The following is a 14,532-nucleotide window of genomic DNA, read 5'->3' as shown; positions in this document are numbered from 1 at the left end:
CTTGGCCGGATGACGCGCATCGTTCTGGTGGCATCTCTCGCATTGAATGTCGCTGTCGTTGGCGGCGCGATTGGTATGCTCGCCTCCGGGCGGGGGCATGACGGACCACCGCAGCGGGTGATGTTCGACTTTGGCCCATTAGGCAGTGTCCTAGATGCAGATGATCGCCGCGCAATTGGGCAAGCCATGCGAAAAGGTGGCTCGCGACCGCTTAACCGTCAAGAGTTGGATAGTAAGATCGATGTGCTTGCGACCACGTTGCGGACGATGCCGTTTGACGTGAATGCCGTACAAGAGATCATGGCTCCGTTTCGCGTGCGGTCCGAGCAGATCCAAATGGAAGCGCAAGAAGCGTTCCTGTCCCGCCTGACAACAATGTCACCGCAAGCGAGGGCCGCATTGGCGGACCGCTTGCAGCATAAACCCCCTAAGCGTAACTAGGCCGCACTGCTCATCGCAACCTTGTCACGACCCGCATTTTTGGCGGCATATAGCGCTGCGTCTGCATTGTTGCACATCGCCTTGATTTGACTGCTATTCAGACGCGTCAACCCGCCAATTGCCACACCCACCGACATCGTTACCGTAAGAATTGGCAGATCGGGCCCTAGGGTGAAGGGCTTTGATGACACCATACGACGCAATCTGTCGGCAGCAACTTCCGCAGGAACCCGACCCGTCAATGGCATCGCGATCATAAATTCTTCACCACCAATACGCGCGACGAGATCAATAGATCGCAAGTTCTCGCGAAGCCTGCGTGAAATTTCGACCAATACCTTGTCACCAGCCGCATGACCGTAACGGTCATTGATTGATTTGAAGTGATCAATGTCGAGCATCATCACAGCAAATTCACGCTGCGTTGCAAGCGCCTGATTTGCAATTCGCGCTAGATGCGGTTCTACATAGCGACGATTAAATAACCCGGTTAACGGGTCGGTGACAGCGGCATGTAACCCGTCGCGTACCGTGTCGCGCAGTTTGTCATTCAGCAACTTTTGGTGGATCAAAGCCCTCGCGCGAAGCTTGATTTCATCGCTCGAAACACTGACATGGATCGCATCATCGGCGCCGAGGTCCAAAACCAGTGCCGTAATATCTGGCTGGCCGTTTGGCAGCACAACAAGCAGCGACGTCAAACGGGTTTCAGAGCGTGACCGCAAGTCCGAGATAAGCCGGAAAATACCGCGTCCACCGTCCAGATCCTGTGTGCCATCAATTACAAACAAATCTGGCACGGGGATCTTTGTCGACTGGGTCAGCACATGATCAATATCCAGACGCAAAATTGGCGGCTCAAGATGATCGGCAAGTTTGGCAGCAATTGCTTCGCCTGAGATCAATGAGCTGGATAATAATGCAACTTTTGCGGTCGCCGCAAAATCGGCGCGCACCTCTTCAAAACCGAGCGCCCGACTGGTGCTATCGCGCAAGATAAGCTCCTGCCGCGCATTTCTTACACGCAAAAGCGAGCGAATACGTGCGAGTAGCAAAGAATCGTTAATGGGGCGCGGCAGCACATCGTCAGCGCCCGCATCCAGGGCTGCAAATCTGGTCCGTGCCGTATCAGCAACGCCAACCGAAATGATCGCAATTGATGCCGTTTCGGGGTCGTCTTTTAACTTGCGGCAAAATGCGTGGCGGTCTTCAATGGGATCAGACAGATTGATCAGGATCAAATCAGGCCGCTCTCTGGCAATAATCAATTCCGCCTCTTGTTGGCTACCGCATGCGTCAACGCCAAACTGGGCAGCTAACATCTTTACTTTCAATACGATCCTGTTTGTGGGAACTGTATCGATAATGAGAATGCGACCGGTCATATCTATATTCCTTTGAGTGGTTTCACCACAGCGACACCACAACCTTGACCGCTAATGGTTAAAAAACAGTTTCAACTTTTATAGGATCTGAAATGAGCCCCGAAAATGCGCAAACAATCGCCTTACAAGCCCTTGGTTGGCTGGTTGGCAACGACGATCTATGCCCTGTTTTTCTGGGCTCGACCGGCGGCGATATCGAAGATCTGCGCACCCAAGCTTCGGAGCCCGCGTTCCAGTCTTCGGTCTTGGAATTTCTGACGATGGATGACGCATGGGTGATCGCGTTTTGCGATGCGCACGACCTGAAATACGACGCCCCCTTGCGCGCGCGCTATGCCTTGCCGGGGGCGGAAAACGTAAACTGGACCTAAAGGTCGATGACGATTTCCGCGTCAGCCTCTGCTGCGCGGCTCTGGCACAGGATCATTTCATGGGCTTGCTGACGCTTGGATAGCACATAGTCGCGGTGCTCCACGGCACCAGACACAACTCCGCATTTACACACGCCGCATAGCCCGTCAGCGCATTTCACGTCCACATGCACACCTGCCGCCAAAATCGCGTCTGACGCGCTCTGGCTTGCGCTGACTGAAATGCGGCGTCCATCCTTCAGCCGAAGTGTGAACGCATGATTGACATAGTCAGGAGTTTCCGGAACCGCGAAATACTCCATGTGGCGGGCGTCCTCGGGAAACCCGTTTGCGGCCGCAGCCTTCATCACAGCGGTCATATACGGCTCTGCGCCGCAAGTGTAGATATGCGCACCATTGCGGTGGGCAGTGATTTTTTCGATCTCTGCGCGGCTACCTTCGTCCGAGATATGTAAGGTCACGCGATCTGCCCAAGGCTGCATGGCCAGAATGTCCGCAAAAGCAGCATCAGCGCGGGTCGACACACTATAATGTAGCTCAAAACTGCGCGCTTGCGCGTGCAGACGGTGCGCCATCGCGATCATTGGGGTCACGCCAATTCCGCCACCCATCAACAGGCTATGTGGCGCATCAAACAGCGGGAAATGGTTAATCGGCTTCGACACAATGACCCGCCGCCCGGGCATAAAAATACGGTGCATCAACTTTGAACCACCACGCCCCAAATCCTCGCGTAGAACGGCGATCTGATAGAATTTGCGTTCCACCGGATCACCCGAAAGCGAATATTGACGAAAGAATTCCGGCGCCACAATCACATCAATATGCGCACCCGCGTCAAACGGCGGCAGATCCGCGCCCTCTGGGTCTGCAAATTCATAAAGCATAGTCGTAGCGCTTAGCTTTTGCGCACGGCTGACAACCAGATTAAGCACCGGAATTTCTGCTGTCCCTTGCAGATAAACATGCTCTGGCGGCTGTCCTGATGCTCGGCGTCTTTGATGCTCCTCGGCGGAAATCATACCCTCATAGGCGCGAATGCCCGCCTCGCGATCCATCGGAAACGGCCACGGATAGGGCGGCGGCGCAAGCGGCGCAGGATAGACCGCAAGCGTTTGGTCGGCATAACGCAACTGCAAATCACGCGACAACTCGCGCCTGTTCACGGGGTCGCGGGCAGGGCGGTACGCGCCGTCATCTACCATTTCCAAATCCCACCACCACTTTTTGACAGGATTAATCGACCCGTTTCCCAGCTTATCATCCAACACTGCGAGCGCCTTTGCCGCCTGCGGCACAGCCATCGCCAATTTACGAAACGGTGCCTCGGCAAATAACCCCTCAAGGTTCCACGGACAGGTTTTCATACACCGCCCACACATTGCGCCATTCTTTTGACTGACGCGGTAAGTCGTGCATTTCTGGCTATCGGACTTCCAAATCTCGTAGCCATTGAACATCAACTTAGGTCCCGCAGTGATCGCGCCGCTGGGACACTCACGCGCACATTTATTGCAGGCCTCGCAAAACTTTTGCAAACCAAAGTCAATTGGTTTGTCGTGGGTCATCGGCATATTGGTGGTCACAATCCCCGATTTTAGCCGCGGTCCGAGGAACGGGTTTAAGATCACCTCACCAATGCGACTGACCTCACCCAGACCCGCCAATAGTAACAACGGTGGATGCAACACCTCGTCGTCCATCACTGAATGCACCCGCGCCGTATATCCCAGATTACGCAGATGCTGCGCCAGTACCCCACCCAAAAGCGAGAACCGAAGGTAAGCTCGCATCGATTGCGCACAGGCGATCCAATCATCACCAGACGCCCCCTCCATCGTTTCATGCCCTTGATCGATAATCATGGAAATCGCATTGCTGTGGTAGGGCGTGATTGGCTGACCAGCAGCATCATGGCTGTAATAGGTCCAGTCAGGACAGGCACTTAGCCCCACGGCATCCACACCCAGAAAATACAGCGCGGCCTTGATATTGGCCGCATTGGTATCGGGATCATCAGTGCCATCCTGTACCGCTTGGGCCTCGCCATCTTGCAACAGCACAAATGCACCAAGGCTAGGTCGAAACGCAAAAGCACTGGCCGACTTGCGCACATAATTGCCGTTTTTAGTGGCCTCCTGCACTTGCTTGCCCATGTCGCCAAACAAGGCGCGCGCGAATAGATTGGCACGCTTTGGAACACGCGTGACATTTGGCGTATCAATATAAGTCGTGGGATTATCTACCCGCTTGAGCGTTTCAAACGGATACGGCCCCTTGGCAAAGTCACGCTGCATATAAGGATCGCGATTGCGGGCAGATTTCGCGTGCGTGCCAAAACCCGCCTTATAAGACAGCGGCGGCTCCTGATGCGGCGCAATTGGTAAATCAGCGGCCATGTTTAACGTCGTTGTGACCGCAGCCAAACCATAGCGATCTCCGGTGAACGGATTGACCAGCACGCCATCCTCTAGCGCAACCAGCCCCGCGCTCACCGCCAAAACCCCCAGATCGATATCACATGCCGCCATTGAATGTGCGCGCGCATCATAGCCTAACGTGCGAATATAACTGGCCAATGTCACAGCCGTTTCCATGCCGCGCAAACAGGCACGCTGCGGCAAAGCATCAACGATCCAGTCCGCCCCGACCTCATTGTCCATCGGATCACGTGGATAGTCATATAACATCACAATTGCATGGCTATGCTGCCTGCAATCGGTCGGCGGTAACGCCATGCTTTCGCGTAATCCAGCCATGATGACATCGATGCCCGCCGCCAGCGATTTGGGCTGCATAACTCTTAGCTTATCTGCTAACCTTTCGACATCAGGGTTATGAACAGGTGCATCCAACCATGCCTCGTCCACAATCCTACAGGTGCCAACCATGCTGGCATCACAATAATAGGCAAATGACTTTAAATGATTGGCACGCTCTTCCAACCCGTCAGGTATCTCGGCGACCTCTTTCTTGATCATACCGTCGCGGGTTGCATCCAGCATCGCCTGATAATCCTGCATCGCGTTAACAACACTCTTGGGGTCATCTGGCCGGCGATACGACACAGACGGCATCGCAGGCAAACCGGACAGATCCACAGCAGGCACACGCTTCAGCTTTTCCAGCGGAAACGGGCCAAAATGCATTGGGCGAGAGCGGTATGAGCGGAGTTTGAGCATGTTGGTTGACACCGTCAATTGTGCGGTCTTGAGTGTCAAGTGATCGCAACAGGAGACGACATGATTAAGGGCATAATCTTTGACAAGGACGGCACCCTCTTTGATTTTAACGCAACTTGGGGTGCATGGACGCGAACCATGATCGCGGCGGAAAGCGGGGACAACGCCGCCTTGAACACTGCGCTGGCCCATACTTTAGGCTACGATCTGGATCGAGGGGTGTTCTTTCCCGGCAGCATCGTAATCGCAGAAACCTCTGATATTGTGGCTGAGGCCATGCTGACCCATCTGCCGTTCGAGACAAAAGACGCGCTGATCTCACGCATGAATGTCGCCGCAAAACAGGTGCCCCAAGTGCAAGCGACCCCGCTCACGTCACTGCTCGCCCAATTCAAGACCATGGGGCTTGCGCTTGGGGTTGCCACCAACGACTCAGAAGATCCCGCGCGGTCCCACTTGTGCAAGGCGCAGGTGCTGGACCTGTTCGATTTTGTGGCAGGCTGGGATAGCGGATTCGGTGGCAAACCTGCGGCTGGCCAACTTATGGCGTTTTGCGCAGCAACGGGTTTGGCTGCGGACAACTGCATTATGGTCGGCGATAGCACACATGACCTGCTTGCGGGCCGTACCGCAGGAATGCGCACTGTTGGCGTCCTAACAGGTCCTGCGCTGACGGACGAACTGGCCCCGCTGTCGGATGTCGTGCTGCGCTCAATCGCAGATTTACCTGCATGGGTCACTGCACAAAACAATCCTGCCTCATAAAGCCATAAATCGTGCCCAAGCGAAGAAATTTAAAAAATGTAAATTATTTTGTCAGGCGGTGAAACTCTTTGAACAGCCGCTCCGTGGTTTAGGAGAACGCAGGGCACTGGGCCTTGCGCCAAACCAACAGGACTTCAAAATGAAAACCACTTTTGTAACAGCACTCACCGCAGCAGCCTTCACAATGACAGCGGGCATGGCCTTCGCTGAAAGCCATGCAATGGCAAACCCGATGGTCGGCGGCGCAGAAATGTTCGCAGATAAAAACATCGTTGAAAATGCAGTGAACTCTGCTGACCACACAACACTTGTCGCCGCAGTGACTGCTGCCGGCCTTGTCGACACACTGGCAGGCGAAGGCCCGTTCACCGTATTTGCACCAACAAACAGCGCGTTTGCCAAGATTGACGAAGCACAGCTCGCTGATCTTCTGAAGCCGGAAAACAAAGCGGCGCTGACACAGATCCTGACCTGCCACGTTGTTGGCGCAGGCGTTATGTCTGACGCGCTTGGCGGCATGATTAACGACGATGGTGGCGAACATGCTGTCCCAACTTTGGGCGGTTGCACATTGATGGCGAAATACGACGGCGACATGATCACATTAACCGACGAGCGCGGCCAAGTGGCAAACATCACTATCGCAGATGTAGCCCAGTCCAACGGCGTAATCCACGTGATCGATACTGTAATGTTGCCTGCTGAATAAGCTGTAGCATTCCCCAATCCACTTCCCAGTGGTGCCCGCGAGCTTTTACAGGCTCGCGGGCATTTTTTTATGGCGCAAGGCAGTCCGCAATGCTCAGACTAAGCGCCGTCATCATCGCTTGATATTGTCCAAGGCCGGTCGGAATATCCGCGCCAATCGGGTCAATCACACCCACCTTAACATCCGTACCTTCACCCAACACATCGTTCCAACGCGTGCTGACTTCGGGGTCAGAGAAAACGCAGACCGCTGCACCTTCGACAACCAGTTTGCGCAGTGCCGCAATATGTTGCGGACCGGCAGGGGCAGCATCCGTTTCGGAAATCGCACCCACAGCGGTAAGACCGTAAGCATCTTGAAAATACCCATAGGCCGCATGTGACCAGATTAGCGGGCGATCCCCCAGGCCCTCCATCTGCGCCCCAATCGTCGCATCGAGATCTGCGAGCACGCCCTGCATTGCCTGCGCATTAGCGGCATAGGTCGTGGCATTTTCGGGGTCCACATCCGAAAGGGTTTGCGCAATATGGCCAACCCAAACCGACGCGACTTTCGGATCAAGCCACGCATGCGGATCAACGTCACCATGATCGTGCGCGTCGTCACCATGCTCATCATGATCATGCGCGTCGTCCTCGTGATCCCCGTGATCATCATGATCTGCGTGGTCGTCATGATCCTCGTGACCATCATGTTTCATATCAGAGGCGCGCAACGTCCAGCCATCCATATCAAGCAACGCAAGATAAGACGCATTTGCCGCTAATGTTTGCACAGGATCCGCAAGCCAGGGGGTCAACCCTTCCCCAACCCAAATCACGACTTCAGCCTCACTTAAGGTCTGCGCATCCGAGGGGCGCATCGCATAAGAATGGGCGTTGGATCCGGGCGGTAAAAGCAGGGCAGGGGCAGCAACACCCGCCATGACCTCGGACACCAACCCGTGCAAAGGGGCGATATCGACAACAACATTGGGGGCAGCCTGCGCTTGGCTGGCAAGGGTCGCAAAGGCGAAGAAGGCAGATTTACGCATGTGGACTTGTCCTATAATTAAGAATCCGATAAGATGCGTATGTTATAACATAACAGAAAGCGCAAGATGTCTTTGACGCCCCTCGGCTTTGCGGCCCACGATCATACCACCTGCGTGAGTTCCGCGCTAAAAGTGGCGTTAGAAGCCTGCGCTGCGCGGGGCGTGCAAATGACGCCCGTGCGCAAACGGGCGCTTGAAATCCTGCTGGAATCCCACACCGCGATGGGGGCCTATGATATGTTGGCAAGGCTTAGCGCAGAAGGGCTGGGCTCCAAGCCACCCGTCGCCTACCGCGCGCTTGCGTTTCTGGTCGAGCAAGGCTTCGTGCACCGCATCGAACGGCTCAATGCCTTCATCGCCTGTGCGCATCCGGGCGACAAACACGATCCCGCCTTCATGATCTGTCGGACATGCGGCACCGTCGCCGAGGCGCAAATCTCCAACACAAAACTCGACGCATCCGCTGCACAAAGCGGCTTCCAGATCGAGCAAACGGTTATAGAGGCGCAAGGCATCTGCCCTGCGTGCCAACCATGAGCGTTCTGCTCGCGGCCAAAGCAATCACTGCCAAACACGGTGGCAACGTTGTTCTGCGTAACGTAGACCTGACCTTGAGTGCAGGCGAAATTGTCACCATCGTCGGGCCAAACGGGTCGGGCAAATCCACCCTTCTACGGGTGCTGATCGGCGCACATAAACCGCAATCGGGGCAGGTCACACGCCAGGCAGGGCTGCGTATCGGCTATGTTCCGCAAAAACTGCACATCGACCCCACCATGCCAATGACCGTGCGCCGTTTCCTTGATCTACCCAAACGGGTCAGCGACGATGCTGCCACTAAATCCCTATTCGCAGCAGGCGCCCAAGCGGTAACCCACAGTCAGATGACACAGCTGTCAGGCGGCCAATTCCAACGGGTTCTACTCGCGCGCGCCATCTTGGAAAAACCCCACGTCTTGATGCTCGACGAGGCAACGCAAGGGCTGGATCAACCCGGCTCTGCACGGTTCTACCAACAAATCGACACCGTGCGACGCGACCTGAATTGCGCCGTACTGATGGTCAGCCACGAACTGCACGTCGTCATGAGCGCCTCTGACCGCGTAATCTGCCTGAACGGGCACGTCTGCTGCGAAGGAACGCCCGAGGTCGTCTCTGCCGCCCCCGCATACCGCGAGCTATTCGGCACCGGCACAGGCGGGGCCTTGGCGCTGTATCGCCATGAACACGACCACAATCACCATGATCACGACCATGAGGCCTGCGAATAATGCTTGATGATTTTATGATCCGCGCCGCGCTCGCGGCCCTCGGTACCGCAATGGCCACAGGGCATTTGGGCTGTTTTGTGGTCTGGCGGCGGATGGCCTATTTCGGCGACGCCACTGCTCATGCTGCCATCCTTGGGGTGGCCATGGCGCTGATGTTCGGCTGGTCCATTTTCGCAGGCGTCGGCCTCGTCGCCGTCACAATGGCGCTGTTGATCTCGGCGCTCTCGGGACGCGCACAAGGCGTTGATACGATTCTTGGGGTACTGGCTCATGGCGCATTGGCGCTGGGGCTGGTCGCGGTCACACTGATCCCGGGCCAACGCATTGATCTGGATGCCTATCTTTTTGGCGATGTGCTGACGGTCAGCCGCTTTGATCTCGGGATAATCTGGGGTGGTGCTGCAATCGTCTCACTGGTGCTTTGGCGCCACTGGAGCGCACTTTTGACCTCCACAATCAGTCCCGATCTGGCCTATGCTGCGGGGCTAAACCCGCGTCGCGAACAACTGGTGCTGACGCTGCTCCTCGCCGCTGTGGTCGCAGTCGCCATCAAGGTAGTGGGCGCGCTACTCATCACAGCATTGCTGATCATCCCCGCCGCAGCCGCACGCGGTTTCGCGCGCACGCCTGAACAAATGGCAGGTATGGCTATGGTCATCGGCGGCCTGTCAGCGCTGGGCGGATTGCAGGTCTCAATCGCGCTCAATACGCCAGTGGGGCCAACTATCGTCTGCGTGGCCGCAGGTCTTTTCGCAATAGGGACAATTGGTTCTAAACTGCGCAGCCTGATCGGTTAATCGCTAAACGTCGAGCCAGATCGTATTGGGGCCGCTATTGGTCAGGCTGACAGCCATTTCCGCACCAAACCGACCGGTCTGCGTAGGGATGCCAAGGACTGCGATATCCGCTATAAACTGGGCGTATAACTCACGGCCAACATCCGGTGCTGCCGCCTTGGAACACCCCGGCCTGTTGCCGCGCGATGTATCAGCGGCCAGCGTAAACTGGCTGACGATCAAAGCCGCACCACCGGTATACATCAGCGACAGGTTCATTTTACCCATCGCATCGCTGAAAATGCGCAACTTGGCAATCTTGGCAGCCAGTTGTGCCGTTTTGGCAGGATCATCACCATCCATCGCGCAGAAAAAGATCAATAAACCTTCGCCAATTTCGCCCGTAACCTCGCCCTCAACACTAACGCGGGCGTCAGTGACGCGCTGCAATACCGCCCTCAAATCTCATGCGCCCACGGCGGATTAGCCCCTGCGCGAGACACTGTGATCGCCGCAACCGATGCCCCAAACGCTGCCGCTGCTGTCAAATCTGCGATCCTGACCACACCAAACGCCCCTTTGTTCAACAAACCCGCCCCGTGCAAATGCGCCAGAAACCCCGCACTAAACGTATCACCCGCACCGACAGTATCCACAACCTTGGCCTTGACCGCTGGCACATCGGCCTGACCGTCGCGGGTTAAAATCGTGACACCATCTGCGCCGCGCGTCAGCAAAATCACCTGCACTTTGGTGTTTTCAAAAAGCGCCGCCGCATCTGTTCCGCCGGTGATCCATTCCAGATCTTCATCCGAGGTCTTGATAATATCCGCCACTGCAAACATCGCCGTCAAACGGGCGCGATACACCGCCTCGTCACTGATAAAACTCGGGCGAATATTCGGGTCAATCATGGTCAAGGTGTCTGCCGCTTCACGCAGCATCAAAGCCTGATAAGCATCGGCACAAGGTTCCACGACCAAACTGATCCCACCAAAGAAAATCGCATCCGCTTTGACTACAGGCAGATCAGCGGGCGTAATCATCCGACCTGCCGTGTTCTCATCGTAAAATGCATAGGACGCATGGCCATCACGCAGGGTCACAAACGCCAATGTTGTTGGACGATCCGAAATATGCGCAGGGCTGCTATCAACCTGCGACGCGGCCAACTCACTGCGCAAAATATCGCCAAACAAATCCGATGAAATTCCCGAATAGAACTGAACCGGTACGCCCAATCGCCCCAAGGCAATCGACGTGTTAAATACCGATCCCCCCGCCAAAGGCGCGTAGCCATGTCCTCCGTCCGGCAGTGGCCGAGGAATCATATCAATTAGGGCTTCACCCGCACAAAGGATCATCGTGCACTCCATCTCTATTGAGTGTTAGCGATAACATACCCTGCAATAATCGCAACAATCAGTCCAACAATGACTGCAAAAGTTATCTTCCAAGCCGAATATGGCCGCTCACCCTGCACCCGCCCCGTGCGCCCATTCACAACGAAGCGAAATGTGCGCCCGCGATATTTATAGGCCGCCAGCCAAACGGGCAAAAGAATATGCTTGAACGTGACATCGCCCACTTGAGTCTGCACGTCATTCACGCGCTGATCGTCGCCGCCAATGTCGTATTTGGCGTCGCGTAAAATCATACGGTCCATATAGGCGCGCGCCTCGGTGAAACCTAATTCCAGTTCAACCTGATAACCCTCGGCGCGAAATCCGGCCAAATATTCGGGATTATAAGGTTCTAGCGCCGATAGATCCCAAGGTTCCAACCCATCGGTATATTTCTTGGGCAGGCTTTTTGACGCCAGCACCAGTATATCATCGAAAAACCGCGCCACGCGTCCCGAAACAGGACGCCAGCGGGTCTTGCGGACCTGCACCTGCTGGCGCTTCCCGTCACGCACAACGGTCTGGGTCTCATAATAATGTGTCCCGCGTTGGCCCTGATACTGACTTTTGGTATCGGCATCGAAGGTCCAGTACGGAACGTAAATACCGTTCATTTTACGCCCCTTACGGGCATACTCCTGCAACCCATTTGGTGCAAACCAAAGGCTGCCTAACCAATCTGACAACGCCGCACGCGAGGCAGGCTCGTCCAGCGCAAAGGGCAATAACCCACGCGGCTTAATATGACGATGCACGCCCGTATCAGTCACCACAGGGGTCGCACAAAACGGACATTCTGCGGCATGGTCGGGACCTTGATACTCGGTGCTTGCACCGCAATTGGGACATGTCACAACGCGGGTTTCTTCGATCTCTTCCTCGGACAGTTGATTGGCTACGGCGCTACGGAAATCCAGCTCCTTGATGCCACCCGCAGTTTGCTGCGCGCCTGCAATCGGCTGCACATTCCCGCAATGGTCGCAGGTCAATTGGCGCGCACCGGGATCAAACCTCAGGTCTGATCCACATGTATCGCAGGGAAAATGGTGTTCAATTTGCGTCTCACTCATCGGACTTCACGCCATCAAGAAACAGGCGGCGGCGGCGGCATCACAGTGAATAACTGCGCCAGTTCCTGCACAGCCTCTGCTGTCTTCCAACCATCCTGGCCTTGGGTCCACACCATGCTGTCACGGTTCAATTTGCCCTCGGTGACCATGCGGCCCATTGATGCTTTTGAAAACGGGCCCGTCACTGCACCGTCCAAGGCGATATGCCAAACATGCTCGACCGGCGGAGGAGGCGGTGCGGCGGCTGGCGCTGCACCCCATGGGCCGCTTTGCATCTGGTTGGCCATCGCCATACCCATCCCCATCCCAAGTCCGGCTCCCATACCGCCACCACCATTGGGATTAGCGGCCGCAGACGTCATCGCCTCAGCTGCGGAATACTGGGTAAACTTACCCAGATCACCGGCAATCCCAACCGAAGTACGCTTATCAAGTGCCGCTTCAACTGCCGGCGGCAGGCTGATGTTTTCAATATATAACTCAGGAATTTCCAAGCCATACTGGGTCATCGTAGCCGAAATTGTAGTCGCAACCAGCTTGCCCAGATCGGCAGTATTTGCCGCCATATCCAACACGGGAATTCCGCTTGATGAAACCACGCGACTGAATTCTTGCACAATGATATTGCGCACCTGAAAACTGATCTCGTTCATGGTGAATTCGCCATCGGTGCCAACAATCTCGCGCATGAACACGGAAGGGTCAGACACTTTAACCGTATAGGTGCCAAAGGCGCGAATGCGGGTTGGGCCAAATTCAGGATCGCGTAACATAATCGGATTTTTAGTGCCCCATTTCAGATCAGAAAAACGGGTCGTGTTGACGAAATATATCTCGGATTTGAACGGGCTTTTGAACCCGTGATCCCAATGGTTCAACGTAGTCATTATCGGCATATTGTTGGTTTCCAACATATATAGCCCGGGCGTGAACACATCCGCCAGCTGACCTTCATGAACGAAAACAGCGGCCTGGCCTTCGCGAACCGTCAGCTTGGCACCATATTTGATCTCATGGGCTTCACGCTCGAACCGCCAAACCATCGTATCGCGGGTGTCGTCAGTCCAGTGAATGACGTCAATAAACTCGCCGCTTAGAAAATCGAAAATGCCCATTTGTCAGGTTCCTTTGGTCAAAGTCACAGGTGCTAGCTTGCGCCCGCTGCGGTTAATTCGGTGGCAATCACGCGCGCAATCGGTGCCGCCTCTTCGGGTGTCATACCCGGTCTTAGCCTACGGTCGTATAACATGCGCAGCAGTAATTCGTCATGGGTGGTCAACAGGCCAAACTCTTCGTCGTCATTGAAAATCGAAGGGCGTGCTGCGGGGCTATCATTCGCCAAGCCCAAGCCCTGCGCCAATTCTTCGTGGATGCACGATTTGCGCAATAGTGGTGGATGCTCGGCACGAATGACTGAAATCGCTTTTAGATAGTCCGATTTTCCGGGTTCTGAAAATGCAACAACGATACATAGCTGGTCGCGGGGCAAGGTAAGGATCGCGCGGATCGAGCTTGGTGAAATCCCCGGCACCAATCTACGCAGTCGGTTTTCAGCACCCAACCGGTCGTTCTCATTCATAAACAAAACATGATAATTTGCGTTTGCGTCGTTATCTGTCATCGAGATCGGCAATCCGGTAACCCGTGATAAACGCGCGGCGTAATTGCGCACCTCTGCTGTGTCGACCGCCTGCTGTGCGGGAGGCACACTTGCGCCAAATCCAATCGACATGCGAACCGGCTTTTCCCAACGGCGCAGACGCGACGCGGTGGCTTGCGCTTTCAACGTATCACCATCTGAGACATATTCGTCAAACAGTGCAATCCGCACAAAATTTCGCGCAAGCTGCGTGTCTGTGAACGGCGTATCCGGACCGCCACCATCAATGCGCAGCATGCCGCGCGTCGTTAGATAGGTCTCGGCATTCTGATAATACCTGCGCAGTTCCTCGGATGTCGCGTCTGACACAATCCCGACAGGTGCCGTTGAAACCGGGGCAGGCAACACCCGCTCTTGCGGGCGCGTAGGCGTAATCGTCGGTTGCTGGGACGCAGGTGCTGTCGCACATGCCGTCAGGGCAAAAAGCCCCAAGGTCGACGCAAATTTTACGCCCCAGCGGTTCATT

The 14,532-nt window shown here is 55.4% G+C and carries 15 protein-coding genes; 7 read left to right on the top strand and 8 right to left on the bottom strand.

What is annotated here, in order from left to right; genetic code table 11:
- The first annotated feature begins 9 nt into the window (after positions 1–9).
- Positions 10–441, top strand: coding sequence for a periplasmic heavy metal sensor (locus ACXLHR_RS09910; RefSeq protein WP_458791285.1), 432 nt, complete (start codon positions 10–12; stop codon positions 439–441).
- Here ACXLHR_RS09910 and ACXLHR_RS09905 read toward each other — a convergent pair.
- Positions 438–1,826 carry a diguanylate cyclase gene (locus ACXLHR_RS09905; RefSeq protein WP_458791284.1) on the bottom strand — a complete coding sequence of 463 codons (1,389 nt, stop codon included), beginning with the start codon at positions 1,824–1,826 and terminating at the stop codon, positions 438–440. The genes ACXLHR_RS09910 and ACXLHR_RS09905 overlap by 4 nt on opposite strands.
- Positions 1,827–1,918: 92 nt before the next feature.
- On the opposite strand from ACXLHR_RS09905, the gene ACXLHR_RS09900 reads away from it, so the two are divergent.
- A complete protein-coding gene (locus tag ACXLHR_RS09900; RefSeq protein ID WP_458791283.1) occupies positions 1,919–2,197 on the top strand; it encodes a DUF3572 domain-containing protein in 279 nt (92 codons plus the stop codon).
- Here the strand turns inward: ACXLHR_RS09900 and ACXLHR_RS09895 are convergent.
- On the bottom strand, positions 2,194–5,379 hold the full coding sequence (locus tag ACXLHR_RS09895) for a 2Fe-2S iron-sulfur cluster-binding protein (protein ID WP_458791282.1): 3,186 nt from the start codon (positions 5,377–5,379) through the stop codon (positions 2,194–2,196). The two genes, ACXLHR_RS09900 and ACXLHR_RS09895, sit on opposite strands and share 4 nt — an antisense overlap.
- A gap of 60 nt (positions 5,380–5,439) precedes the next feature.
- Here ACXLHR_RS09895 and ACXLHR_RS09890 point away from each other — a divergent pair, with 60 nt between their 5' ends.
- On the top strand, positions 5,440–6,144 hold the full coding sequence (locus ACXLHR_RS09890) for an HAD family hydrolase (RefSeq protein WP_458791281.1): 705 nt from the start codon (positions 5,440–5,442) through the stop codon (positions 6,142–6,144).
- A gap of 139 nt (positions 6,145–6,283) precedes the next feature.
- Positions 6,284–6,853, top strand: coding sequence for a fasciclin domain-containing protein (locus tag ACXLHR_RS09885; protein ID WP_458791280.1), 570 nt, complete (start codon positions 6,284–6,286; stop codon positions 6,851–6,853).
- A 67-nt stretch (positions 6,854–6,920) separates the two neighbouring features.
- Here ACXLHR_RS09885 and ACXLHR_RS09880 read toward each other — a convergent pair whose 3' ends face one another.
- Positions 6,921–7,886 carry a zinc ABC transporter substrate-binding protein gene (locus ACXLHR_RS09880; protein ID WP_458791279.1) on the bottom strand — a complete coding sequence of 322 codons (966 nt, stop codon included), beginning with the start codon at positions 7,884–7,886 and terminating at the stop codon, positions 6,921–6,923.
- Positions 7,887–7,952: 66 nt separating this feature from the next.
- Between ACXLHR_RS09880 and ACXLHR_RS09875 the strand changes: the two genes are divergently transcribed.
- From ACXLHR_RS09875 to ACXLHR_RS09865, 3 genes are read left to right on the top strand one after another with little or no spacing between them, the layout of a single operon-like run.
- Entirely contained in the window at positions 7,953–8,423 is a 471-nt protein-coding gene (locus ACXLHR_RS09875) for a transcriptional repressor (protein ID WP_458791278.1), read from the top strand.
- The gene (locus tag ACXLHR_RS09870; protein ID WP_458791277.1) at positions 8,420–9,157 is read left to right on the top strand and encodes an ATP-binding cassette domain-containing protein; all 738 of its coding nucleotides are present in this window, start codon (positions 8,420–8,422) and stop codon (positions 9,155–9,157) included. Before ACXLHR_RS09875 ends, ACXLHR_RS09870 begins: the two co-directional genes overlap by 4 nt.
- Complete coding sequence (locus ACXLHR_RS09865; RefSeq protein ID WP_458791276.1) at positions 9,157–9,954, top strand: metal ABC transporter permease; 798 nt, start codon at positions 9,157–9,159, stop codon at positions 9,952–9,954. Before ACXLHR_RS09870 ends, ACXLHR_RS09865 begins: the two co-directional genes overlap by 1 nt.
- Before the next feature lie 3 nt (positions 9,955–9,957).
- On the opposite strand, the gene dtd is transcribed toward ACXLHR_RS09865, so the two are convergent.
- From dtd to ACXLHR_RS09840, 5 genes are read right to left on the bottom strand one after another with little or no spacing between them, the layout of a single operon-like run.
- Entirely contained in the window at positions 9,958–10,395 is a 438-nt protein-coding gene (gene dtd / locus ACXLHR_RS09860) for a D-aminoacyl-tRNA deacylase (protein ID WP_458791275.1), read from the bottom strand.
- On the bottom strand, positions 10,392–11,297 hold the full coding sequence (locus ACXLHR_RS09855) for a carbohydrate kinase family protein (RefSeq protein ID WP_458791274.1): 906 nt from the start codon (positions 11,295–11,297) through the stop codon (positions 10,392–10,394). Before ACXLHR_RS09855 ends, dtd begins: the two co-directional genes overlap by 4 nt.
- Before the next feature lie 14 nt (positions 11,298–11,311).
- Positions 11,312–12,406: a primosomal protein N' (replication factor Y) - superfamily II helicase gene (locus tag ACXLHR_RS09850; RefSeq protein ID WP_458791273.1), complete on the bottom strand. Its 1,095-nt coding sequence runs from the start codon at positions 12,404–12,406 to the stop codon at positions 11,312–11,314.
- A gap of 14 nt (positions 12,407–12,420) precedes the next feature.
- Positions 12,421–13,521 (bottom strand): SPFH domain-containing protein, encoded by a 1,101-nt coding sequence (locus tag ACXLHR_RS09845; protein WP_458791272.1) that lies wholly within the window; start codon positions 13,519–13,521, stop codon positions 12,421–12,423.
- 32 nt (positions 13,522–13,553) lie between these two features.
- The gene (locus tag ACXLHR_RS09840) at positions 13,554–14,531 is read right to left on the bottom strand and encodes a DUF2927 domain-containing protein (RefSeq protein ID WP_458791271.1); all 978 of its coding nucleotides are present in this window, start codon (positions 14,529–14,531) and stop codon (positions 13,554–13,556) included.
- Position 14,532: the final 1 nt, after the last annotated feature.

The organism is Yoonia sp. MH D7 (genome assembly GCF_054439475.1).
The sequence above is the reverse complement of the archived record's forward strand: the minus strand, read 5'-3'. Positions and strand labels throughout refer to the sequence as shown.